Annotated in this window: 20 protein-coding genes; 5 read left to right on the top strand and 15 right to left on the bottom strand. The window is 54.1% G+C overall.

Translation table 11 applies throughout. The features are described from left to right. Positions 1 to 13 precede the first annotated feature (13 nt). The 8 genes from rdgC to AADB16_RS13425 all read right to left on the bottom strand — a co-directional run bounded on the left by rdgC (position 14) and on the right by AADB16_RS13425 (position 5,761). A complete protein-coding gene (gene rdgC, locus AADB16_RS13460; protein WP_410803966.1) occupies positions 14 to 940 on the bottom strand; it encodes a recombination-associated protein RdgC in 927 nt (308 codons plus the stop codon). Between the two features lie 19 nt (positions 941 to 959). Then, entirely contained in the window at positions 960 to 1,160 is a 201-nt protein-coding gene (locus AADB16_RS13455) for a DUF2788 domain-containing protein (protein ID WP_298453683.1), read from the bottom strand. Positions 1,161 to 1,184: 24 nt separating this feature from the next. Beyond that, positions 1,185 to 1,955, bottom strand: a complete 771-nt coding sequence (gene yaaA / locus AADB16_RS13450) for a peroxide stress protein YaaA (protein ID WP_410803964.1) — start codon at positions 1,953 to 1,955, stop codon at positions 1,185 to 1,187. 13 nt (positions 1,956 to 1,968) lie between these two features. Continuing rightward, on the bottom strand, positions 1,969 to 2,202 hold the full coding sequence (locus AADB16_RS13445; protein WP_309045579.1) for a glutaredoxin family protein: 234 nt from the start codon (positions 2,200 to 2,202) through the stop codon (positions 1,969 to 1,971). Then, positions 2,202 to 2,951, bottom strand: a complete 750-nt coding sequence (locus AADB16_RS13440) for a YciK family oxidoreductase (protein ID WP_309045578.1) — start codon at positions 2,949 to 2,951, stop codon at positions 2,202 to 2,204. The genes AADB16_RS13445 and AADB16_RS13440 overlap by 1 nt, the downstream gene beginning before the upstream one ends. A gap of 65 nt (positions 2,952 to 3,016) precedes the next feature. After that, positions 3,017 to 3,679 carry an HAD-IA family hydrolase gene (locus tag AADB16_RS13435; RefSeq protein WP_410803962.1) on the bottom strand — a complete coding sequence of 221 codons (663 nt, stop codon included), beginning with the start codon at positions 3,677 to 3,679 and terminating at the stop codon, positions 3,017 to 3,019. Continuing rightward, on the bottom strand, positions 3,669 to 4,385 hold the full coding sequence (gene ubiG, locus AADB16_RS13430) for a bifunctional 2-polyprenyl-6-hydroxyphenol methylase/3-demethylubiquinol 3-O-methyltransferase UbiG (RefSeq protein ID WP_410803960.1): 717 nt from the start codon (positions 4,383 to 4,385) through the stop codon (positions 3,669 to 3,671). Before ubiG ends, AADB16_RS13435 begins: the two co-directional genes overlap by 11 nt. 35 nt (positions 4,386 to 4,420) lie before the next feature. Then, positions 4,421 to 5,761, bottom strand: coding sequence for a TRZ/ATZ family hydrolase (locus tag AADB16_RS13425; RefSeq protein WP_410803958.1), 1,341 nt, complete (start codon positions 5,759 to 5,761; stop codon positions 4,421 to 4,423). A 137-nt stretch (positions 5,762 to 5,898) separates the two neighbouring features. On the opposite strand from AADB16_RS13425, the gene mtnA reads away from it, so the two are divergent. Continuing rightward, positions 5,899 to 6,996 (top strand): S-methyl-5-thioribose-1-phosphate isomerase, encoded by a 1,098-nt coding sequence (gene mtnA / locus AADB16_RS13420; protein ID WP_410803957.1) that lies wholly within the window; start codon positions 5,899 to 5,901, stop codon positions 6,994 to 6,996. Here the strand turns inward: mtnA and AADB16_RS13415 are convergent. The 4 genes from AADB16_RS13415 to AADB16_RS13400 form a co-directional block, all read right to left on the bottom strand. Beyond that, positions 6,985 to 7,779 carry a helix-turn-helix domain-containing protein gene (locus AADB16_RS13415; RefSeq protein ID WP_410803956.1) on the bottom strand — a complete coding sequence of 265 codons (795 nt, stop codon included), beginning with the start codon at positions 7,777 to 7,779 and terminating at the stop codon, positions 6,985 to 6,987. The genes mtnA and AADB16_RS13415 overlap by 12 nt on opposite strands. Continuing rightward, positions 7,779 to 9,950 carry a carboxy terminal-processing peptidase gene (locus tag AADB16_RS13410; protein WP_410803955.1) on the bottom strand — a complete coding sequence of 724 codons (2,172 nt, stop codon included), beginning with the start codon at positions 9,948 to 9,950 and terminating at the stop codon, positions 7,779 to 7,781. Before AADB16_RS13410 ends, AADB16_RS13415 begins: the two co-directional genes overlap by 1 nt. 321 nt (positions 9,951 to 10,271) lie before the next feature. Beyond that, positions 10,272 to 12,422 (bottom strand): 3-hydroxyacyl-CoA dehydrogenase NAD-binding domain-containing protein, encoded by a 2,151-nt coding sequence (locus tag AADB16_RS13405; RefSeq protein WP_410803954.1) that lies wholly within the window; start codon positions 12,420 to 12,422, stop codon positions 10,272 to 10,274. Between the two features lie 32 nt (positions 12,423 to 12,454). After that, positions 12,455 to 13,663, bottom strand: coding sequence for an acetyl-CoA C-acetyltransferase (locus AADB16_RS13400; RefSeq protein ID WP_410803953.1), 1,209 nt, complete (start codon positions 13,661 to 13,663; stop codon positions 12,455 to 12,457). A 211-nt stretch (positions 13,664 to 13,874) separates the two neighbouring features. Here AADB16_RS13400 and AADB16_RS13395 point away from each other — a divergent pair, with 211 nt between their 5' ends. Then, on the top strand, positions 13,875 to 14,138 hold the full coding sequence (locus AADB16_RS13395; protein ID WP_309045569.1) for a late competence development ComFB family protein: 264 nt from the start codon (positions 13,875 to 13,877) through the stop codon (positions 14,136 to 14,138). A gap of 12 nt (positions 14,139 to 14,150) precedes the next feature. On the opposite strand, the gene AADB16_RS13390 is transcribed toward AADB16_RS13395, so the two are convergent. Beyond that, positions 14,151 to 16,610, bottom strand: coding sequence for a DUF349 domain-containing protein (locus AADB16_RS13390; protein ID WP_410803951.1), 2,460 nt, complete (start codon positions 16,608 to 16,610; stop codon positions 14,151 to 14,153). A gap of 198 nt (positions 16,611 to 16,808) precedes the next feature. Here AADB16_RS13390 and AADB16_RS13385 point away from each other — a divergent pair, with 198 nt between their 5' ends. Then, the gene (locus AADB16_RS13385; protein WP_410803950.1) at positions 16,809 to 17,294 is read left to right on the top strand and encodes a regulatory protein RecX; all 486 of its coding nucleotides are present in this window, start codon (positions 16,809 to 16,811) and stop codon (positions 17,292 to 17,294) included. A 3-nt stretch (positions 17,295 to 17,297) separates the two neighbouring features. Here the strand turns inward: AADB16_RS13385 and mltF are convergent, their stop codons facing one another. Beyond that, a complete protein-coding gene (mltF, locus tag AADB16_RS13380; RefSeq protein ID WP_410804570.1) occupies positions 17,298 to 18,809 on the bottom strand; it encodes a membrane-bound lytic murein transglycosylase MltF in 1,512 nt (503 codons plus the stop codon). Between the two features lie 289 nt (positions 18,810 to 19,098). Between mltF and purL the strand changes: the two genes are divergently transcribed. Then, positions 19,099 to 23,004, top strand: coding sequence for a phosphoribosylformylglycinamidine synthase (gene purL / locus AADB16_RS13375; RefSeq protein WP_410803949.1), 3,906 nt, complete (start codon positions 19,099 to 19,101; stop codon positions 23,002 to 23,004). A gap of 422 nt (positions 23,005 to 23,426) precedes the next feature. Continuing rightward, positions 23,427 to 23,738, top strand: a complete 312-nt coding sequence (locus AADB16_RS13370) for a YqfO family protein (protein WP_309045564.1) — start codon at positions 23,427 to 23,429, stop codon at positions 23,736 to 23,738. Here the strand turns inward: AADB16_RS13370 and AADB16_RS13365 are convergent. Continuing rightward, on the bottom strand, positions 23,733 to 24,296 hold the full coding sequence (locus AADB16_RS13365) for an NUDIX hydrolase (protein WP_410803948.1): 564 nt from the start codon (positions 24,294 to 24,296) through the stop codon (positions 23,733 to 23,735). The two genes, AADB16_RS13370 and AADB16_RS13365, sit on opposite strands and share 6 nt — an antisense overlap. Positions 24,297 to 24,300: the final 4 nt, after the last annotated feature.

Here is a 24,300-nt window from a genome sequence, read left to right as displayed (position 1 = left end):
TGGGCCTGGAGGGTTATCCTTCGACGAGGGCGGAGCGATCTTCCCCGCCCAAGGCTTCCAGTAAGCCAGGGATCAGTTTGGACAGCTCAAGAGTCATCAGTGTAAAGGCAGCATCAAATTTCGCGACAGCGTCATCCACATCGACATCATCGAGTTGGTCCTGAAGTGTTTCGCCAAACTTCAGCCGGCGAACCCCCATTTCCTCATCCAGAACGAAAGAGACATTGTCGTCCCAGGTAAGGGCCAGCTTGGTCACTTCCATCCCGGCATTCAGATGGTTGCGGATTTCGTCTGCCTTCAAATCCAGTCCTTTGCAGCGAACCACGCCGCCATCTTCGGAAGGATCCTTCAGTTCGCACTCATCGCCTAAAACCACTCTGGCGGGTAGGTCGATGGACTCGTTCAACCAGCCAGTAAAGGTAGAGATAGGGGCCTGCTCCAGAGCGGGCGGGCGTACAGGCAGAGATCCCAGGCTTTTGCGCAGTGATGAGGCCAAATCTTCCGCCTGTTTTGCGGAGCCTGCATCAACAATCATAAAGCCGTCTTTCGGTGCAAGGTACGCAAAGCTGCGCCGGTTCTTGGAAAATGCATGGGGCAGCATTTCCAGCATGACCTGCTCTTTGATCTCTTCTTTTTCTTTACGGCGAACCTTGCGGCCTTGCTCGATCTCGATGGCTTCGGCTTTTTCTTCCACCGCATCTTTTATTACCGGGCCAGGCAGGATTTTCTCTTCTTTGCGCAGCGCGATCAGGTGATAGCCATTGGCACTGTGAACGAGTAATTCACCGTGTTTACCCAGTGGCGGAACCCAGCCCTGGCGGGCGGTTTCTTGTGGACCGCACGGTTTGAATGCATCGCCGCTGAGCTTTTCTTCCAGCTCTTCAGCAGAAATATCAAACGGCTTGGTAAAACGGAAAACGCGGGCATTGCGAAACCACATCAGGCTTGATCCTTGTCGTTCATATTTGGATGATTTCTACGAGTACTGTTTTGACGATAAAGCCGAAAACACCTGCGCCCAGTACTGTAAAAAGGGCGATGGTGCCAAACTTTCCGGCCTGGGATTTTTTGGCCAGGTCCCAAACGATGAAACCCATCCAGCCAATAAGGCCTGTCAGAAACACCAGCATGGCGATCTGGGAAAAAACTGCTTCGTTCATGAGTTGCTCCGAGCTTAATCTGGATTAGTGTTCATCTCGCAGGAAAACCCAGTTATTATTGTCGGATTGGTCTTCGCTGAAATAGTAACCGTCAAGGTCGAAGCCCTTGAGGTCGTTGGCATCGGTAATGCGATTCAGGATGGCATAGCGGCACATAAGTCCGCGGGCCTTTTTGGCGTAGAAGCTGATCATCTTGTACTGACCGCTCTTCCAATCCTTGAATTGGGGGGTAATCAGCCGGCCATCAAGGTTTTTCTTCTTCAGGCTTTTGAAGTATTCATTCGAGGCCAGGTTTACCAGTACTTCGTCGTCGCTTTTCAGCAGGCGATTCATTTCCTGGGTAAGACTGTCCCCCCAGAATGCGTAAAGATCCTTGCCACGCTTGTTCTCAAACTTTGTACCCATTTCCAGCCGGTAGGGCTGCATCAGATCAAGCGGTTTAAGAATGCCGTAAAGCCCGGACAACATGCGCAGATGCTTTTGTGCAAAGCTGAAATCCTGCTCACTGAAGCTTTGTGCGTCCAGCCCGGTGTACACGTCACCTTTGAAAGCCAATATGGCTTGGCGCGCGTTCTTTGGAGAGAAGGGCACTTGCCAATTCTGGAAGCGCTCAGCATTCAATTGGCCCAGCTTGTCGCTGACGCTCATCAGATTGCTGACCTGGTGGGGCTCCAGCTCTTTGAGCTGATCAATCAGCTCGCAGGCATCGTCCAGGAAATCCGGCTGGGTATAGGTTTCAGTTGCCGGCGGGCTCTCATAATCGAGGGTTTTAGCGGGTGAGATAACCATCAACATGTCAGATAATTCCTCATTGCAGAAACGTGAGTAACTGTTCCCGGGTAAATGGCCAGTTGAGTTCGTGCCCAGTATCCTTGCGCCGGAGCACCGGGATTCGCGTGCCATAGCGCTCGACTAACTCTTCCGATTGCGCAATGTCCACCACATCCACCGGTATTGGTACTGGCATCGGAGTGCTTATCAGCAGAGCTTCGGCCAAATCACACAGGTGGCATTGGGACGTAGTGTAAAAAAGCAGTTCCATTACTTCGGCTGTGCATCCAGCTTTTGGCCGTTTACACCGGCGCTGTCGGTGCCCATCAGATACAAATAGATAGGCATCAGTTCTTCCGGCGCCGGGTTCTGTTGCGGGTTTTCTGCCGGGTAGGCATGTGCCCGCATATTGGTTCTGGTGGCGCCGGGGTTTAGGCTGTTTACCCGCACGTTATGTTGTTTGTCATCCAGCTCATCAGACAGAAGCTGGCTAAGGCCTTCAACGGCAAACTTGGAAACGGCATAAGCGCCCCAGTAAGCTTTTGCCTGCCGTCCGACCCCAGACGAGGTGAAGATAACCGAAGCCGCATCAGATTTACGCAGCAAGGGAATCATCGCACGGCTAAGCAGGAACGGCGCTGTTGCGTTCACGTGCATAACCTTGTTCCAGGTTTCCGGGTCGTACATTTCCACCGGGCTGCGGTCACCCAGAATCCCTGCGTTGTGGAGGATACCGTCGAGCTTGCCGAAGTTATCTTCCAGGGTCATGGCCAGTTCTTCGTAATCTTTTACCGCTGCGCCTTCGAAGTTCATAGGCACAAGAGCCGGCTTGGGGTGCCCGGCGGCTTCGATTTCGTCGTAGACCGTTTCCAGCTTGCTCAGGGTTCGGCCCACAAGGATGACCGTGGCGCCATGAGCGGCATAGGTTTTTGCGGCGGTACGGCCGATTCCGCTGCCCGCACCGGTAACCAGTATGATGCGGTCTTTCAGAAGATCAGCGGGTGCCTGGTAATCTTGCATAACCTGTCTCCGTAGCAGACTGGGAGTTCATCAGTGTGTTTAAAATGGCCCGTTTCAGAAGCGCGCTATTGTAACAGCTTTGCGAGATCGTTCACGGTGTCAGCGATCATGTCGGCTTGCCATAGGTCAACGGTTTCCGGCTCTTCGATATAGCCATAGCGCACGGCGATGGTTTTCATGCGGGCATTGCGGCCGGCCACTATGTCTCTTTCATGATCGCCTACATAAATCGCCTGCTCAGGTTCTGCGCCAATTTGCTGGCACGCAAGAAACAGGGATTCCGGATGAGGCTTGCGATCAGTGACGTGGTCCGGGCACACCAGCGATGCGCAGCGCTCAGCTAGACCCAGGGCCTGAACCAGCGGTGCGGCGAAACGTACTGGCTTATTGGTTACGATTCCCCAGGGTATTTCCCGCTGCTCCAGTGATTGAAGCAGGGAGTCCATGCCTTCAAAAAGGCGAGTTTCAACGGCAACGCCCGCTTCGTATAGATCCAGAAAGGCGGTGTGTTTGGCAAGATAGCCCGGGTGCTCAGGCTCCAGCCCAAAGCCCACACGCACCATGGCCCGGGCTCCGTTGGAAACGGATCGGCGTATGTGCTCCGCTGGAAGCGCCGGGAGCCCGTCGATTTGGCGCAGCTCGTTCAGGCAGCGTATAAAATCCGGTGCTGTATCGATCAGGGTGCCGTCCAGATCAAACAGAACGGTCGATGGCCGTTCAGTCTTCACGGGTATCCCGGGCGTGCATCAGATAGTTTACGTCTACATCCCGGCCCAGCTTGTAGGAGCGGGTAATGGGGTTGTAGGTCATGCCGGTGAGCTCGCGCACATCCAGCCCTGCGTGACGCAGGTGGTCGGACATTTCTGACGGCCGGATGAACTTTTTCCACTCGTGCGTACCCTTGGGGAGCATGTTTAGCACGTATTCGGCACCCACAATGGCCAGCAGGAAGGACTTGGGATTCCGGTTGATGGTGGATACAAACAGGTGCCCGCCGGGCTTTAGCAGTGCGGAGCAAGACTTGATAACAGAAGCCGGATCGGGCACATGCTCCAGCATCTCAAGACATGTGACAGCATCGTACTGGCCGGCGTGCTCAGGATCCCGGGCAAGCTCTTCAACTGTGATCTTCTGGTAGTTCACCTTGATTCCGCTTTCCAGTCCGTGCAACCGGGCTACAGCCAGAGGTGCTTCGCCCATGTCTATACCGGTTACATGAGCACCGCGCAAAGCCATGCCCTCAGACAGCAACCCGCCGCCACAGCCAATGTCTGCTACTCGCTTGCCCGCGAGGGATACGCGCTCATCGATGTAGTTGAGGCGAAGGGGATTAATGTCGTGGAGAGGCTTGAATTCGCTGGTGGGGTCCCACCAGCGGCTAGCCAAGGCTTCAAACTTGGCAATCTCGTTACGGTCAACGTTCTGGTTTGTCATCGTCTCTTCTACCTGCTCAATCTATCGAAATTCGGTTAGACAGCCTGTTGCTCGCGGATTTTCTCAGCCCAGTCTGTAACGCGGAGCATGAGGTCCGGTACGTCTATGCGCGTCAATTTGCCATCCTGTACCTGAGGTACGCCGTTAATCCAGCTATGGCTTACCGCGCGGCCATGATTGCTGTAAACAAGATGGGAAGCCGGATCGTAAACCGGCTGGATAAAAGGATCGCTGAGATCGATGGCGATGATATCGGCCAATTTGCCAGGCACCAATGAGCCCAGCTCATGCTCCCGCCCCAGCGCTTTGGCGCCATTGATCGTGGCCACCTGCAGCGCCTGATGAGCAGAAAGTGCGGTGGCTTCGTTGGCGACGACCTTGGCGACCATAGCGGCTGTTTGGATTTCGCCGAACAGATCCAGGTCATTGTTGCTGGCGGCACCGTCTGTGCCTATGGCCAGATTAACGCCATTTTCCAGGAGTTTATGAACAGGACAAAGACCACTGGCGAGCTTGAGGTTGGATTCGGGGCAGTGGATAACGTGCGCGCCAGAGTCCGCTAGCAGGGTAATGTCTGAGTCACTGACCTGGGTCATGTGGACACACTGGGTTTTAGCACCTAGAACACCAAGTTTCGCAAGCCGTTCAATTGGGCGTTCACCGTGTTTTTCTTTAGCTTCTGTCACTTCAAATTCGGTTTCATGTAGATGAATCTGAATGCGGGCACCGGTTTTCTTGGAGAGTGCAGCAGCGCGGCTCAGCGGCTCGTCGGATACAGTGTAGGGCGCATGGGGGCCAATGGCTGGCATGATGTAAGTGTTGTCTTTCCACTCATTGATCAGCGCCTCGCCTTTGTTCAGATAGTCATCTGGCCCGCTGCCCCACGCCGTGGGGAAGTCCAGCAAGGGAAAGCAGATTTGAGCGCGCATGCCGGTATCGTGAGCCAACTGGGCCACAATCTCCGGGAAAAAATACATGTCTGAAAATGTGGTTGTGCCGGTTCGCAGCATTTCTGCCATGGCCAACTGCGTGCCGTCGATAATAAACTGTTCACTGACAAAACGGCCTTCCGCAGGCCAGATGTGGTCATTAAGCCAGGTCATCAATGGGAGATCGTCTGCCATGCCCCGGAACAGCGACATTGCGGCGTGCCCATGCATGTTGATCAGCCCGGGCATAACCACATGGTGGGGAAGGTTGATGGTCTCTCGGGTACGGAACTCGCGATCTGCCTGTGCCACGGGCAATACCGCCACAATCCGCGAGCCCTGAATAATAACGGCCTGATGCTCAAGCACCACTCCGGAAGGCTCTATTGGAATCAGCCATCGAGCGTTGATGCGCATATCGGCTGCGGTGATAGTATCTGCCGTCATTAACCCTACCTTGCAGTGCCGGCGACAAATGCGATTGTGCGCTTAGGAATGCACAAGCGCGCCGAACGATAAAATGTAGCCCGGAAGTATAACCGTTATACTGGCCGTTTTCAGCGTTATGAAAGCGGAGCCAGACGATGAATAATCCCAGAGAATCCCGACCTTTACATACCCCTTCTTCTGATCCGCGATCTGCAGGTACGGTTGCCCTTCGGTGGCAGGGTGGCAGCCTGGAATTGCTGGATCAGCGCTTGCTGCCTGCAAAGGAGCACTGGCTATCTCTGGAATCCGCTACCGGCGTGGCGCAGAGCATTCACGACATGGTGGTGCGCGGCGCCCCGGCGATTGGTATCAGTGCTGCATACGGTGTCGCACTGGCTGCCCGGAAAGCGGAAGGTGATGACTGGCAAGCTGAGATCAAAATGGCTGTCCGGGAGTTGGCTGCATCAAGGCCAACGGCTGTGAACCTGTTCTGGGCCTTACAGCGAATGGAGCAAGTGCTTGAGGGCTGTGCAGCGCTGGATGAAGCCCGGCAGCGGCTGGAAGATGAAGCCATTGCCATTCATGAAGAGGATCTTGCCGCGAACCTCGCAATGGCAGATTACGCACTTGAAGCGATGGAGCTTTCTTCCGACTATCCAGCTCCTGTCTCGGTCCTTACCCACTGCAACACAGGTGCGCTTGCGACCGGTGGTTACGGCACCGCGTTGGGTGTTATTCGTCGGCTGCATGAGAAAAACCTGCTGAAACAAGTATACGCGGATGAAACCCGGCCCTGGCTGCAGGGCAGCCGTCTTACTGCCTGGGAATTAATGCGGGATGGTATCCCGGTAACCCTGAATGCCGATGGCGCAGCGGCAGCGATTCTTGCAGCGGGTGAGGTGCGGTGGATCATCGTGGGTGCCGACAGGATTACAGCCAATGGCGATGTTGCCAACAAAATTGGCACCTACGGCCTTGCGGTATTGGCGCGGTATCACAAGGTTGGATTTATGGTTGTGGCACCCTCCAGCACCGTGGATATGGCGCTGAAGTCTGGTGCAGAAATCCCGATCGAGGAGCGGGGTGGCACAGAGGTTCGGGAGATAAGAGGCATTCCGCTAGCCCCGGAGGGCGTGCCGGTGTTCAACCCGGTGTTCGACGTAACGCCAGCAAGCTTGATCGATCTGATCGTAACGGAAAAAGGTGTGGTGCAGAATCCGGGTGTTTCGGGGATGCACGGGCTATTTGGCTGAGGGCTTTTTGCCAGTGGCGGACTTGCTGGCGGGGAGTTCGTCGCTTTGTTTTGCAAGGCTTTCCCGTAGTTCCGCCACCTGCTTTTCCTGATCCTCAGCAAAGTGCAGGGACATCTCAAAACTCTGCCGGGTGAAATCCAGAACCTTGCGAAAGCCTTCATCCGAGAGCGTTCGGGCCGAATCGTGGCGGCGGAAGATATTGATAAACTCCCGCTCCCGCTCAAACTGCAAGGGTACTCGCGCAACACCCCAGTCATTCAGGATCTGCCAAACTTCCGGGTTGTAGTTCCGGGTGGTTCGCATAATAAACGGGATGGGATCATTCCGTGCAATGAGAGCGGTCAAGCGGAGTATGAGCTCAAAGGATAGGGTGGCAGTGCCGTTCTCGATGGCTTCAAGAACGGATTTATCACGAAGATCGAGCGCTTCGCTCATTTCCGAAAGCGTCAGCCCGGCCACTTCCCGAATATCCTTGAGAGACTGCCCGGCTGCCAGCATAGCTCTGAGCTGGTCCTGGGAGTTGATCAATGCCCGACCTACGCGCAAGGACGTATCCGTAGCACGAGCACCGAAGCGAAAGGCCGATCCGGTGAGGCTGGCAAGGCGGTCGATAATGCCTTCAGGCGCTTTTTCCGAAGCCGACGGTGTCGGTTTGCGCAGCACATCCACCTCTTCCTGGGAGCGCATGGCGTGCAGCGCATCCAGAAGCATGTCCTGCATGGCTCGCGCTTTGTTCTGACGTTCCTGGTCGTTGGCTACCGGTTTGTCAGCCTTTTGGCTCATTACAGAGCTTCCGCCTGAGCTGCAAACTGCTGCGGGGTAAGGATGGAGGCCATGCGCTTATCCAGCTCCAGCATATCCGCCATGATGTCACCGCCTTCACGAATCACGAAGTCGAGCTCCTCATCGCTAGATCCAAGGTCTGCTGCTTGCTGATCCTGCCAGTCTTCAAGCTCTTCCAGATTCTCAAAAGGCTCCTCACCACGCAGTTCCCTGCGGGCATTGGCAATGGTCAACCGGGTACGTTCTATTTGCTCCTGCTGAATAGTTCGCTCGTTCAGGTTAAGGCTTACGGTTTTCCTTTGGCGCTGTTCATTCAGAAAGTCGATTTCTTGCTGTAGGAGTCTGAAATCCGGGCTCGTCGCAAAACGATCGTCATGACGCTTGCGAAGTTCTTCAATGATGCCGCTGAAATCAAAGTAGCGGGTATGGGGAACGGCGTCGATCTGATCCCAGGGCAGAGCATGGTCCAAAGCATCTTCGCCGATACGGGTTTTGTCGATACGGGAAGGAATCTCAATATCCGGAATCACACCTTTGTGCTGGGTGGAGCCGCCCGATACCCGATAGAATTTTGATTGGGTGATTTTCAGCTGACCGTGGTTGAGAGGACGAACGGCCTGTACAGTGCCTTTACCAAAGGTTTGTGAACCCACTACCAGACCGCGGCCATAATCCTGAATAGCACCCGCAAAAATCTCGGAAGCCGATGCGCTCATGCGGTTGGTAAGCACGACCAAAGGCCCGTCGTAGGCAACGGATGCATCGTCGTCATTGAGAACCTGAACTTCGTTGCTGGAGTTGCGAATTTGCACGGTGGGACCGGTATCGATAAACAGGCCGACCAGGTCATTGGCCTCATGCAAGGCGCCGCCGCCATTGTTGCGCAGATCCATTACAAGACCGTCTACTCCATCCTGTTGAAGCTCTGCAATTAGCTTCCGCACGTCACGTGTCGTGCTTTTGTAGTTGGGATCACCGGCCTGCATAGCACGGAAATCTGCATAAAACGTCGGAATGGTAATCACGCCAACGGTGTATTTCTCGCCATTGCGGTCAAGCTCGATGGTGTCTTTGCTGGCGCTTTGCTCTTCCAGTTTTACTTCATCGCGGTTGATGGAGATGGACTTGGTCAGGGTTTCATCAGTTGAACTGGCAGGAACGACTTCCAGCGTTACCAAGGAATTGCGTGGGCCGCGGATGAGATCGACCACTTCATCCAGTCGCCATCCGATCACGTTAACCGGCTTTTCATCTTCTTGAGCAACCGAAACAATTCTGTCGGCGGGCTTGAGCTGTCCTTGCTTGGACGCAGGGCCACCGGGGACCAGCCTGACAACTTTCGTGTACTCGTTGTCCGCTTGCAGAACCGCACCAATACCTTCAAGGGAGAGGCTCATATTAATGTTAAAGTTTTCAGAGGTGCGCGGCGAAAAATAAGAGGTGTGAGGATCCCACATACCGGCAAAAGCATTCATATAAGCCTGGAACGCATCCTCGCTGCGGGCCTGGTAGGCGCGCTTAAGCTGGCCTTCGTAGCGCCGCTGGAGGGTATCGATAATATCAGCGTCGTCGGCACCGTTAAGGCGCTGAGCCAATACGGCGTTTTTGATGCGCTTAACCCAAAGTGCATCGAGAGCCTGCTGATCCGGCTCCCACTCGGCTTCAGAGCGATCGAGCAGGATGGTCTCGTTAGTGGTGAAGTCGAGGTTATCAATGCCCTTGTCGAGGGTTTCCAAAGCGAACTGCAGGCGCTCAATAATGCGCTGCTGAACCAGGTTGTAGATATCAAACCCCGGCTGCAATTGGCCGGTTTTGAGGGCAGACCCCAACCGGTTTCTGACTTTGTTCATCGCCTGAATGTCGCCACCAGTCAAATAGACTCGCTGGCCATCCAGATAGTTCAGGTAGGCGTCAAACACATCGCCGGAAAGCTTGTCGCTGATACCAAGGTCGCGGAAATGGGTGAACTGCAGTTGCCTGGCAATGAGAATGTTGGCGCGCGCCTGGTCAATCGTTGGCGCAACCGGTGTATAGACTTCCGGTTCGACCGCTTTTGCCTGTGCGCCAAAAGGTGCTGACAGCAGCAGGGCGACGGTAAGCGCTTTGCACACACCCATCCGGCCGGCTTTGAGCGGGGCGCGACGAACAGATGCTTTTTCCGCGATGGTCATAGATAGATACCTGACGATGCTGGGTACCTGCCAGACAGTTCTGGAACCGGTTAACCCGTGGGCTGATAGATTTATTGTAGGCAAGGGCTACACCCGTTGCTATAGGTATGACGTATCGGTTCGTGACAATCTGTCCATGACCCGGTGTTTTTCAGTCATAAAAAGATAAGGAATCAACAGGGTAGAGGAGGTTTACCGAGAATTGTAGCAATGGCGTGCTGCACAGGATGCCGCTTGATCATGGGCACATCGAGAGAGTTGTATGGATTGTTCCAGGTATAACGAGCGGCGGAGGACAGTGTCCTCCGCCGCTCAGCACCTTCAGACGAAGGGCTTTTCCTGCTCTGCGTGCTCAAGCAGCAACGCGGGTGGGGTAAAGCGCTCGCCGTAGGCTGCAGCCAGTTCTTTGGCTCTTTCTGTGAACGCTCTCACACCATACTGGTTAATAAACTGTATGGCGCCGCCAGTCCAGGGTGCGTACCCGATACCGAAGATACTACCAATGTTGGCATCTTCCACGGTGCGCAGTACGCCTTCTTCCAGGCAGCGAACGGTTTCAATGGCCTGAATGAACAGAATCCGGTCTTTCAGTTCCTGCAACTCGACCTTGCGGGCTTTTTCGCTGTCCACATAGAGAGTTTCAAGTTCTGGCCACAGGTACTTTTTGCCTTTGGCGGGGTATTCATAGAAACCGGCACCGGCAGCCTTGCCTGGACGGCCATGATCGTTAACCATCTGGTCGATGATCGCTTCTGCAGGGTGTGGCTTCCATGTGCCGCCGGCTGCTTCCAGATCCTTTTTACTCTGGCTACGAACGAGGTGCATAAGAGTCATGCTGACTTCATCGGAAATGGTCAGTGGGCCGACAGGCATGCCTGCGAGCAAACCGGCATTCTCGATACTTGAGGGGTGAATACCTTCGCCCAGCATGGAGATCCCTTCGTTAACAAAGGTGCCGAAAACGCGGGATGTGAAGAAGCCACGGCTGTCGTTCACAACCACCGGCGTTTTGCCGATTTGCTGAACGTAGTCGAACGCTCTTGCCAATGTTTCGTCTGACGTCTTCTCGCCAACAATGATTTCCACCAGCAACATTTTGTCTACAGGAGAGAAAAAGTGCAGCCCGATGAAGTTTTCCGGCTTGGCGGAAGCTTCTGCAAGTTGGGTGATGGGAATCGTGGAGGTGTTAGAGGCAAAAATGCCGTTGTTTGCAAGCTTCGGTTCGGCCTCTGCAGTAACCTTCGCTTTCAGGTCGCTGTCTTCAAACACGGCTTCGATCACCATGTCGCAGCCTTCCAGGTCGTCGGCAGAGTCCGTAGCCGTGATGCGGCCCAGAATTTCCGCTTTTTTCTCTTCGGTCATGCGGCCGCGACTAACTTGTTTTGCCAGCAGGTTTTCGGAGTAGCTTTTGCCTTTTTCAGCGCCTTCGACAGTGACGTCTTTTAGCACTACATCTATACCGCGGATAGCGGTGGAGTATGCGATACCAGCACCCATCATTCCCGCGCCCAGTACACCCACCTTTTTAAAGGTCTCTTTCTCTACGCCTTCTGGACGGCTACCACCGGCATTAATATCGTTCAACTGGAACCAGAAGGTGCCTGTCATGTTCTTGGCGACCTGGCCAATCACCAGTTCAGCGAAATAGCGGGTTTCAATCAGGCTGCCGCTATCGAAGTCTACCTGGGCACCTTCAACCGCTGCTGCCAGAATGCACTCAGGCGCCGGGTAACAGCCTTTGGTCTTCTGCTTTAGCATGGCCGGCACGATTGGCAGCTTCTGAGCCATCGCAGGATGGTGGGGCGCGCCACCTGGCATTTTGTAGCCTTTCTGGTCCCAAGGCTGTTGGCACTTGGGGTTGGCATCAATAAACGCCCGAGCCTTGGCCATCATGTCTTCGGGGGAGTCAGCCAACTCGTCAATAATGCCGGCTTTCAGGGCGGCAGCAGGGCGTAGCTTCTTGCCCTCCATCAGCAGCGGGAATGCTGCTTCAAGGCCAATCATTCTGGGCAGGCGCTGAGTACCACCGCCACCTGGGAGCAGGCCAAGCGTGACTTCCGGAAGACCCAGCTGAATGCTGTTGTTGTTCAGCACGATTCGGTGATGGCAAGCCAGAGCAATTTCGAATCCACCCCCCAGCGCAGCACCGTTGATTGCAGCAACGACAGGCTTACCACTGGTTTCCAGCGCACGCATCTGCGCCTTCATGCCGTTGACCATGTCTTCAAAGGCCTGAGCGTCGTCACGGGTAACTTTGTGGATTTCGTTCAGATCGCCACCAGCGAAAAAAGTCTTCTTGGCAGAGGCGATGATAATGCCACGAATGTTTTCCAGGTCGCCTTGGACCTTGGAGACTGTTTCGTCGAGGGCTTCACGGAATGCCATGTTCATGGTATTCGCAGACTGGCCGGGCATATCGATGGTGAGGGTCAGAATCTGATCTGAACCCAGTTCATAACGGATGGCACTCATAATCGGTTCTCCTTACAGAAAAAGTGTGGGGTTCAGACCCGCTCAATGATAGTGGCGATGCCCATGCCGCCGCCGACGCATAGCGTCGCCAGACCAAAGCGCAACTCACGGCGCTCCAGCTCGTCCAGCAGAGTGCCCACAATCATTGCGCCGGTAGCGCCGAGAGGGTGGCCCATGGCGATTGCACCGCCGTTGACGTTCACTTTTTCATCCGGAACCGAGAGTTCCTTCTGGAAGCGCATTACCACAGAGGCAAAGGCTTCGTTTACTTCAAACAGGTCGATCTGATCCACGGTCATGCCGGCTTTTTCCAGCGCTTTGAGCGCAGCCGGGGCAGGGCCTGTCAGCATGATGGTCGGATCGGTGCTGGTGACCGCAGTGGCTACGATGCGAGCACGGGGCTTGAGCCCCATTTCCTTACCCTTGGCTTCACTGCCAATCAGAAGGCCGGTTGCGCCATCTACCATGCCAGAGGAATTGCCGGCGTGGTGCACGTGATTGATTGTTTCCACGTAGTGATACTTTTCACGAGCCACGCTGTTAAAGCCCATTTCTCCCATCATCTGGAAAGAAGGTCTGAGGCCAGAAAGAGACTTAATGGTGGTGTCACCGCGAACGTGCTCATCGCGATCAAGAATTACGACGCCATTTTGGTCGGTAACAGGAACAATGGACTTGGCAAAGTATCCGTTCTTCCAGGCATTCGCTGCTTTTTGCTGCGACTTGACGGCGAAACCATCGACGTCTTCACGGCTGAAGCCATCCAGCGTGGCAATAAGGTCGGCACCGATGCCCTGCGGCATGAAGCCGGTATGCATGTTGGTGTGCGGGTCCATGGCCCAGGCACCACCATCAGAACCCATAGGGATGCGGGACATAGACTCCACGCCACCAGCAACAACCAGGTCTTCCCAGCCGGAGCGGACTTTCATGGCTGCCAGATTAACGGCCTCAAGGCCTGATGCGCAGAACCGGTTGAGGGTAACGCCGGCGACTTTCTCGTCCCAGTCAGCTGCGAGTGCGGCTGTCTTGGCGATATCTGCACCTTGATCACCAACGGCGGTAACACAGCCGAGAACAATATCGTCTACCTGAGAGGTATCGAGGTTGTTCCGCTCCTGCAGCGCATTGAGCACAGTAGTCAGTAACGTAATGGGTTTTACACTGTGCAGTGATCCGTCTTTCTTGCCACGCCCTCTGGGAGTGCGGACCGCATCGAAGATATACGCCTCGGTGGTCATTGCTTGTCCTCTGGTGTTTATTGCTTGGGGATTTATTTTCGAGAAACGTCACCATAGCCCTTTGATGGCCATGTGGGTAATGACGCCACCTGCCAATCGCGTTGGCAAAATTGCTCAGAGGTAGTGACAGGCGAGCCTGCGACTTCTATGTTTAGGATTGGGTGAGAGGTTTTGCGGATGCCCAAAAATGGGCTTATAAAGGTGCGGCGCCATGTCTTTTAATAATGCTATCGACAATTTTTACGAACGTTTGGTGATGGATGCTATAGAGGCGACCAGAGAACCCGGGGACACTGCAGATTTTTTAACTGATGTTATGTGTGTGGCCTTGAACCGGCTGCCTTCCCGATACTACCGGCACACCATCGATATGATGTTCTATTTGGCGGACGAAGAGCTTAGAGGTATGAAAGACAACTCCCTGGCAGCAGTCAAGAATGCCAGGGAGTTTGTAAGGGAACATCAGCGGGAGTGAGACTCCCGAGATTTAGCCTGCAATCAGGCTATCCAGTGCCCTGTTCAAACGGTTTGCCAACGACAGATCGGCCCCTTCGTCAGGTGCCTTGAGGCACCACCCTGCTACAAGGCCTTCGATGCCCTGCATAGCATTGTCCGTTTTCTCCGTTGACCCCATGCCTGCAGCCAGCCGTTGAACCTGTATTGCCATACGCTTTGTTTGTTCTGCGTCAGGAGAGGGTATGCCGGCAAGAATTTCTGCGCGAATGACGATTTCCTGGTCGTCCAATTCACCCGCATTTTCAGCAAGGGCCGCCCACTTATCTGGCAAAATATCCGGAGCTAGATCGCCTACGGCGCGCGCGAGTACAAGTGCCTGCCATTCGGCGATGCCCGCTTTGAGTTTCTGTGCTGCAACCGCTTGGCTCAATCGCTGTTTTTCTTGCTCAACTTGCTCTCTTACTGCTGCTGATGTCTGAGCAACATCAATGCTGCGTAGGTCAGCAATGGCTTTTGCCAGCGACTGCTCATCTTGATCGGAATCGACACCCGCAACCTTTTGCAGCAAGGTTTCTGCTGCCGAATCGGCTTCTTTTGCCGCGTGCTCTTGTTCCGTACGCTGAGCTTCACGGCGAGCAAAGATTTCATCGCAGGCCTTGCGGAATGCCTGCCACAATTTGCGATCTTCGCGGTGACGGGTAATACCAACCGCCTTCCAGTCCGACTGCAGTGCTTTTGCCTTGTTCATGGCTTCCTGCAAAGGTTCGTGGGTAGTCAGAGCTTGTGCTTGTTCAACAATTGCCAGCTTCAGAGCTTCATTCTTTTGACGCTCTTGCTCAATGGGCGCTTCAAGCTTTTTCAGTAAACCATCGAACTGCTTCTGCACCTGCCGGTTATCCCGGAATTCCACAGGCCAGGCAGATTTCCATTCCTGGCGGGCTGTTTGAAGAATATGTTCGACAGCTTTCCAGTCGATGCTGCTCCAGTCTGCGCCGTCAACAAAAAGCTCCAGCTCGGCGCAGATCGTTTTGCGCTTATCCAGGTTCGCCTGTTTCAAGCCGGATTTGGCTTTGAAGTAGGCTTTGCAGGGCTCATACGCTTTGTCGGAAGCCTGTTTGAAGCGCGCCCACAAGAGGCGATCTGATGACCCACCCAGTTCCCGCCATTCCTTTTGCAGGTCTTTTATGCGCTCGGATTTAGCTTCTGGCTCCATGGACTGTTCGGCGAGATATTCCATCTGCTCACAAAGAGCGATTTGCTTGGGTTCAGTGGCAAACCCTTGCCAGTCCGTTAGCTCCCTGAGCTGGCCGGTCAGCAGTTGTATACGGGCTTGAAACCCCTTGCTATTGCGATGGTCGAGGGATTTCAAATGTTGCTGGGCACTTTTCAGGAGTTCACGGGAGCTCTTGAGTCGTTTGGCTTCCAGGGCTTCTTCCAGTTGATCCAGCGTGGTTTTCAGGCTCTCTGACGACGCCTGTTGCTGCTTGTGGTCCTCGGTGGCTTTTGCCGGTGCTTTGGGCTTGCCAGCTAGTTTAATTGCGGGATCCAGCGTGTCTGGAGCCGGAAAACCTTCGGGCCAATTAATCTCAACCAACAGATCTGAGGCACGCTTCTGGTCTTCAGGGGTTGCGTCCTGAATCATGATCTCCGCGATCGCAAGTAGTGATTCTGTTGACTGGGTGATATGGCGGATGGCGTTGGTGTAATTGCGGAGCGCCATCATCGAAGCTTCATAGGATTTCTGTTGCTGCTTATCAACGTGAGTTTCGCGGGTCGCTTCCAGCCAACGGTTTTCCTGAGTCTTCTGAAGTGCGTCCAACGAGGCAAGTGACGCAAGAGTGTCTGTGGGTTGCTGCCGGAGATCGTTCATGGTTTGCGAAATCAGTTCTAGGGTTTCCTCTCGCTGAAGTCGCTGTTCAATCTCCAGTTTTTCAGCATCTTGCACTGCTTTCACTTCAGCGAGCCGCTCTCTGCAGCGATGCACTGATTTAAGGAACGCACTCAGTTGGTCTGGCGTCGCACTGGCTTCTACTTTAGCCCATTGGTTGAGAAGTGTGTCCAGGCGGGCCTCAAACAGGCTGGTGTCGTCGCTTTTAGCCTGGTCGTGGGCATTACGGATCAGCGTAGTGATAGTGGCTGAAACAGCATCTTTAACGGCCTGCTCTTCCCGGATAGACTGCAGCTTTTGCCGCACTAGCTGGTACACGCCCTTATCGCGACTTTTTGCCTGCTTTTGTACTCGCTGCAGGAGATCGCCATCCTGCACCAGGTCAGCAGCTCTAAGCCGGATGTCTGCTGTTGAGCCCTCAATGGCAAGGTTTGCCGCAATTTCCTGACTTGGGGTGCCCTGCAACATTTGAAGCTGCTCTTCCCGCAACTCTGCGCGTTTGTCCTCCACTGGTTCTGCCGGAGGTTGAGGGCGATCTGGCGCTTTGCGACCTGATGGAGCGGGTTTGCGGGATTTAAACAGTTTCTGGAGGAATGCAGCCATGACGTTATCCTTAGGGATTGAAACCAGTCTGCGGTGTCGGGCAAAGTAAACCGGCACCGGCCATCGGCACTCGGATATTCAGGTTCAGAGTGCCGGACACGTTTGTCGCAGGTTCAGGTAGTGAGGGTCAAAACCTGCGTCGACATTATAAAATCGGGGCTAGTCTAGCGTTTTGTGAACGTTTGCGGGAAGGGCTGAATGGTAAAACAGGAAAATAGCGGCGAACAGGAATACAAAGTGCGCTCGGTCGCGCTGAGGTTGCTTGCTCGTCGAGAGCACAGCCGACAGGAGTTGGCGCTGAAATTACGCCAGCGGAAGCTTGATAGCTCAATCATCTCACAGGTTTTGGACGACTATGAGGGCGAAGGTTGGTTGGATGACAATCGGTTTGCGGATGTCTATTCCCGGCAACGAATTGATCTGGGTTATGGTCCGTTGAAAGTACTCGCTGAATTGCAGCAGCGTGGTATTCATCAGACGCCAGCCTGTGTTGACGAACTTGGTGATGCAGACTGGATTCGAAATGCGCTTTTGCTGAGGGAAAAGCGTTTCGGGTTGTCGGATCTTAGCGATGACTGGGACGAAAAGCTGCGGCAGGCCCGATTTTTAACTCGCAGGGGGTTTACCGCTAGTCAGGTAGATCGGGTTCTGGACGTCAACGATGCGTCTGATCTTGACTTCTAGGCGTTATAGCGTAGGCGGTATCATTCCAAGCTCGGGGGGCAGCCCAGCTCTCATGTCAGCACCATCTCCCGTAAGCTCTGCCGAGGAATGTGCATCTGTGCTCTGCTCCAGACCGACAAACGGTGAGGCTGAAGCAGTTACATTGTCCGTTGGCTCCATCATCCGGGCGAGTACGTCATAGTATCGGCGAATATTCTGGACGTAGAGGACTGGTTCGTGGCCACGGGCGTACCCGTAGCGGGTCTGTTTGTACCATTCTTTTTGCGCGAGTAGTGGCAAAAACTCTTTTACGTCCATCCAGCGGTCCGGGTTCTTTCCGGCACTTTCTGTGAGCCTTCGAGCATCCTCCAGATGTCCGTAGCCTACGTTATAAGAGGCCAGAGCAAACCAGGTGCGATCAGGCTCTGCAATGCGCTCGGGAATTCTCCGATGCACCATGCGGAAATACTTGGCGCCGCCCTGAATGCTCTCTTCCGCATCCAGTCGATTGTTGATACCAATGTAGTTTGCTGTGTTGCGCGTCAGCATCATCAGCCCGCGAACCCCAGTTGGGGACACCGCATTCGGGCGCCAGTGCGACTCTTGATAACCAATAGCCGCGAGCAGGCGCCAGTCCATATTGAATATGGCAGCGTTATCCCGGAAAAGAGACTCGTAGGTTGGCAGTCGGTTTTCCACATGATGCATGAAGGTACGGGCGCCAACATAGTTCAGGTGGTCTAGGTGCCCGTAAAAGCGCTCTGAAAGCTGAGCGATGGTGCCATTGACCTGCATCTTTTCAATAAATGCCTTGGCTGCACCCACCAACGAGTCGTCCTGGCTTGCCGGGAGCAGCCATGCCAGTTCGCTGGCGTCACCAAGCGCAAATGCTTGCTTAACTTGAGGGAAAAAGACGTGGTTCAGTTCAAGCTCATTGGAGGAAACGACTGCATAGGAGAGTTCGCCAGTTTCAACGCGTGCGAGAATGCCAGCAGCATCCAGCCCTGGATGAACTTGCCAGGAAACACCTGAAGCTGCGTCCGTGTGAGCTTGAAGCTGATACTCGTGGTTGCTGTCGGGAACCAGATGAAGCATTTGCCCCGTCAGGTCTGCAAGGGTTTCGGGCCGCTCAACATCGCGATTATAAACAACGACCGACTGCGCCATAATGCCGGTGGGAAGTGTTTTGTACTGGTTTTCAAAAAGTGGTTGCGCAGACAAACCCGCCAGCCCGATGTGCGCAAAATCACGGGAAAGGACGGAAAGAACTTCGGTGTTGTCTTCCGCAATCCGGAGGCGGAGTTCGACTCCCAGTTCGTCGGCGAAGAGTTTGGCCAGTTCGTAATCATAGCCTGTGGGGCCTTCGCGCCCCTCATAATAGATAGAAGGCGCGACCCGGGTAATCACGTGCAGAACACCCTCGTTGCGAATTTCCTGAAGGGTGCTCGGCTGGCTACACCCTGCGAGGGCAAGCAAGGCCAGTGTGCAGGCGAGGAGCGATCTGTAAGCCGTTGCTGCATTGTATACAGTCAAAATTCTTGGCAAGTCCCTGTTCTCCGTTACCGCTGGATCAACAGGATGCGCGCAAACTGGCTGGCGGCATCCGGTGTCGTGGTGCGTGTGGACTCCATGTCCACAACCCAATGATCCCTGTTGCAGTGAGAGGGGTCAATCAAGTTGATCAATTGCTGCGCAAAATAATGTCAAATGTAGGCTGGCGGAATAAGCTTTCCAGCGCTGTATCCCGGCTGAGCTTTCGAGTATGATATGCGCCTTCTCAGAATGCACCCGGACTTCCCCGTTTCGCGCGATACAGGTTGATATCATGCTTGAACTTCGCGGCGCTCCCGCGCTTTCACCATTTCGTTCCCATAAGCTGTTTGTCAGAATCAAGGCCATCGTGCCTGAGGTTGAGCATGTTTATGCCGAGTTTATGCACTTTGTGGATCTGGAGGGCGCGTTTTCCGATTCCGAGCAGGCCATCCTTGATCGGCTGCTGACCTATGGTCCCAGCGTTCCGGTTGAAGAGCCAGATGGCGTGCTTTTCCTCGTTGTGCCGCGCCCGGGAACTTTGTCTCCCTGGTCCAGCAAGGCAACGGATATCGCCCGTAATTGCGGTTTGCGTCAGATTCAGCGCATTGAACGCGGTACGGCCTTCTACATTAAATCAAGCAAAAAGCTAGGTCTCGACCAGCGCGAGAATGTTGCCGCGCTGCTCCACGACCGCATGACCCAGAAGGTTTTTCATGAAATGGGCGGCGCCCAGTTGCTGTTCAATCGTGATGAGCCGCGTCCTCTGGAGCGAATCTCTGTGTTGGCCGGCGGTCGAACCGCGCTGGTAGAGGCAAACAGGCGCCTTGGGCTGGCTCTGGCGGATGATGAAATCGATTATCTCGTGAAGTCGTTTGTAGGTCTCGAGCGGGATCCTACCGATGTAGAGCTGATGATGTTTGCCCAGGCAAACTCCGAACACTGCCGCCACAAAATATTTAATGCCTCCTGGGATATTGATGGTGAGGGCCAGGAGAAATCCCTGTTTGCCATGATCCGTAACACCTATGAGATGAACAGCGAAGGTGTACTGTCTGCCTATAAGGATAATGCTTCGGTTATCCAGGGCAGTCGTGGCGGCCGCTTCTTCCCGGATCCGGTAACTGGCGTTTACGGTTATAACCAGGAAGACATCCACATTCTTATGAAGGTGGAGACCCATAACCACCCGACGGCAATAGCACCTGCAGCGGGGGCTGCAACTGGCTCCGGCGGTGAAATTCGTGATGAAGGCGCAACCGGTCGCGGCTCCAAGCCGAAGGCTGGGCTGTCAGGCTTTACTGTCTCTAACCTCAACATGCCAGATGATCCCCAGCCCTGGGAAATCAATTACGGCAAGCCTGAGCGGATCGCTTCTGCTCTGGATATTATGATTGAGGGCCCCATTGGCGGCGCCGCATTCAATAATGAGTTTGGCCGTCCCAATATCGCCGGCTACTTCCGGACATTTGAAGAGAAGGTTGCCGGCCCCGCGGGTGATGAAGTTCGTGGCTATCACAAGCCCATCATGATCGCTGGCGGTCTTGGTAACATCCGCGCAGAGCACGTTGAAAAAGGCGAGATACCTGTAGGCGCCAAACTCATCGTGTTGGGTGGTCCTTCCATGCTTATCGGTCTTGGGGGCAGCGCTGCTTCCTCTATGGACTCCGGCTCCAGTAACGAGAGCCTCGATTTTGCGTCCGTGCAGCGTGATAACCCGGAAATGGAGCGCCGCTGTCAGGAAGTTATCGACCGCTGCTGGCAGATGGGTGAGCAGAATCCTATGTGCTTCATCCACGACGTTGGCGCTGGCGGTCTATCCAATGCCATGCCTGAACTGGTGAAGGACGGTGGTCGTGGCGGAAAGTTTGAGTTGCGGGATATTCCCAGCGATGAGCCCGGCATGTCACCACTGGAAATCTGGTGCAACGAATCTCAGGAGCGTTACGTCATGGCAGTGGCTCCCGAGAATCTGGAGCTTTTCGATGCTCTGTGTCGTCGTGAACGCTGCCCATATGCCGTTATTGGTGAGGCAACTGAAGCTCATCATCTTGAGTTGAGCGATTCTTATTTCAACGACAAGCCTGTTGATCTGCCGATGGATGTGCTTTTTGGCAAGCCGCCCCGCATGCACCGGAGTATTAACAGAACATCGTTTAGCAAGCCGCTGTTTGACTCCACCCAGATTGGTCTCCAAGAGGCCATTCGCAGAGTTCTGAGGCTGCCCTCGGTAGGTTCCAAGAATTTCCTGATCACCATAGGTGACCGCACAATTACCGGGCTTGTTGCACGAGATCAGATGGTTGGTCCATGGCAGGTGCCGGTCAGCGATGTTGCTGTTACGGCAAGCTCCTTTGATGTCCTGGCTGGTGAAGCCATGGCCATGGGCGAGCGTACGCCGATCGCAACCATTGATGCGCCTGCATCTGGCCGGATGGCAGTAGGGGAAGCCATTACCAACCTGGCAGCCGCTGCAATTGGCAAGCTATCTGATATTCGCCTGTCAGCGAACTGGATGTCTGCAGCCGGCCATCCCGGAGAGGATGAAAACCTCTACGAAACAGTGCGCGCCGTTGGTATGGAGTTGTGTCCGGAGCTGGGAATTACCATTCCTGTGGGCAAGGACTCCATGTCCATGAAGACGGTTTGGGAAGAGGATAACGGCGAACAGAGGAGCGTTACTGCGCCACTTTCTTTGATTGTCAGTGGGTTTGCACCGGTTACCGACGTTTCACGCACCCTCACGCCCCAGCTGATAACGGATGCCGGAGACACGGATCTGATCCTTATTGATCTGGGCGCTGGGCAGAATCGGTTGGGTGGATCGGCTTTGGCTCAAGTATACCGTCAGGTTGGTGCCGTGGCGCCTGATCTCGACGATCCGGAAGATATCAAAGCATTTTTTGCGGTTATCCAGGGATTGAATGCCGACGAAAAGCTTCTGGCTTATCACGACCGCTCGGACGGTGGTCTGTTCGTGACGCTTGCAGAGATGTGCTTCGCTGGCCATACCGGCATAGATATCAAACTCGATGGATTGGCGGACGACGCTAGCCAGTTAGTGCGTGAGTTGTTCAATGAAGAATTGGGCGCAGTTATTCAGGTGCGCAGGGGTGACACGGATTTCGTTCTGCAGCAGTTTTCAGCTGCTGGCTTGGGGGACCACATCAGTGTTATTGGCACATTGAATGATCAGGATCGCCTGCGACTGGCCTTTGAAGGCGAAATGGTTGCAGATGATTCGCGAACCGATCTACAGCGTCTGTGGTCTGAGACCAGTTATCGCATACAGTCCCTCAGGGACAACGCAGATTGTGCGCAGGAAGAGTTTGATAACCTGCTTGATGCGGGTGACCCTGGGCTTCATGCTGAACTTACCTACGATGTGAACGAGGATGTTGCGGCACCTTATATCAACAAGGGTATTCGCCCGAAAGTTGCTGTATTGCGTGAGCAGGGTGTTAACGGGCAGGTTGAGATGGCCGCGGCGTTCGACCGGGCTGGTTTCGAGTCTGTCGACGTGCACATGAGCGATCTGCTATCCGGACGAGTGAATCTCGAGACGTTTAACAGTCTCGTGGCTTGCGGCGGGTTCTCATACGGGGATGTGCTGGGTGCCGGTGAAGGTTGGGCGAAATCCATTCTGTTCAATGACCGTGTTCGTGACCAGTTTGCCGCTTTCTTTAACCGCCAGGACACTCTTGCGCTGGGCGTATGTAATGGCTGTCAGATGCTGTCCAACCTGCACGAGCTAATTCCGGGCAGTGAGGGATGGCCACGCTTTGTTCGCAACCAGTCGGAACAATTCGAGGCACGGTTGGCGATGGTTGAGGTAATGCCGTCACCTTCAGCATTCCTGGAAGAAATGGCGGGATCCCGCATGCCAATAGCTGTCGCTCATGGTGAGGGCCGGGTAGAGTTTTCAGGCAGTGCGTCTGCTTCAGAGCTCGCAGAAAGCGAGCGAGTAGCTCTGCGCTTCGTTGATAATCGGGGCCAAGCGACGATGCGTTATCCTTATAATCCAAATGGCTCGCAAGATGGCATAGCTGGGGCAACTACTCGGGATGGTCGTATTACCATTATGATGCCTCACCCTGAACGTGTGTTCCGCGCTGTCCAACACTCATGGCGCCCCGCGGATTGGCAGGAGGACGGTTCCTGGATTCGCATGTTCCGTAATGCCAGACGCTGGTTTAGCTGATGAGCTGAACGATTGTAGGACTGGAAAAACCGGCTTCGGCGAGCCTCAAAAGGAGAGCTTACTGGAGTCGGTTTTTTTGTGTCTGATTTTCGGGTTTTTTGAATTTATCAAGCAAATAAAGCGGCTATATTGGAAAAATACTCCTTGACTCAGTATGTTTATGCACATTAAGAGTTCTGTCTTGTGCGTTCTGTGAACAATGTAGTGCATTGGCGTTCAATGTTTGCGCAAGGCCTGTAACTCATTGAAATATAGTGCTTAAATTTATCAGGTGAATTTGTCACCAATTTAACGAGAGTGCAGTAAATACGGGGTTTATAGAGGTGTTCCCCAAAACTTTCCCCAGAGTTATCCACAGAATCTGTGGGTAAGTGCCTAAGTCATTAATCTGTACAAAAAATGTCCTGCCCAAAGGGGGTTTCATGTATAAAATATGCTATTTCGTGCCCGGAACACATTTGGAAAAAACCAAACAAGCACTCTTTGATATTGGTGCGGGGCGCATAGGTGATTACGATTCCTGTGCGTGGCAATGTAGTGGGCAGGGACAGTTTCGTCCCCTCGAGGGTAGCAACCCTTTTTTGGGAGAGCGTGGGGGGCTGGAGGTTGTGGAAGAATTCAAGGTTGAGCTTGTCTGCACCGACGAACTAATCCGTAAAGCGGTTGCGGCGCTCAAGCAGGCTCACCCCTATGAAGAGCCTGCTTACGAGATCTATCGCATGGAAGTATTATAGATCGTCTTTGCTTCGGGTCGTGGCGATAGGGCGCCGGATATCACGTATGTGCACACCGAAGGAATCATTTTTCAGATCCTCCAGAAACAACTCCAGGGTTTTGCGCACAGTAGGGAAAGAAATATCGTCCCAGGGGATTTCATCCAGAGCAAACAGGCGGGTTTCAAGGGACTCCTCGCCAGCGCCAAATTTCCCGTTTTTGAGCGTCGCCCTATAAAACATGTGCACCTGGTTAATATGCGGAACATCGATAATCGAATAGAGGCCTTTAACATTCACTTCGGCCAGGGCCTCTTCCAGAGTTTCGCGCTCGGCCGCTTCAACCGTAGTTTCGCCATTTTCCATATATCCCGCAGGAAGCGTCCAGTACCCGTAACGAGGTTCAATCGCGCGACGGCAAAGAAGGATCTTCCCTTCCCATACCGGAACAGTGCCCGCAATGATGCGTGGGTTCTGATAGTGTATTGTGCTGCAGTTAACGCACACATAGCGGTGACGGTTGTCGCCCTCGGGGATACGCTGTTTAACCGGATGGCCGCATGTGCTGCAGTACTTCATATTT

Source organism: Marinobacter sp. KMM 10035 (assembly GCF_046537445.1).
Classification (GTDB): Bacteria; Pseudomonadota; Gammaproteobacteria; order Pseudomonadales; family Oleiphilaceae; genus Marinobacter; species Marinobacter sediminicola.
This window is presented reverse-complemented; position numbering and strand designations above follow the sequence as displayed.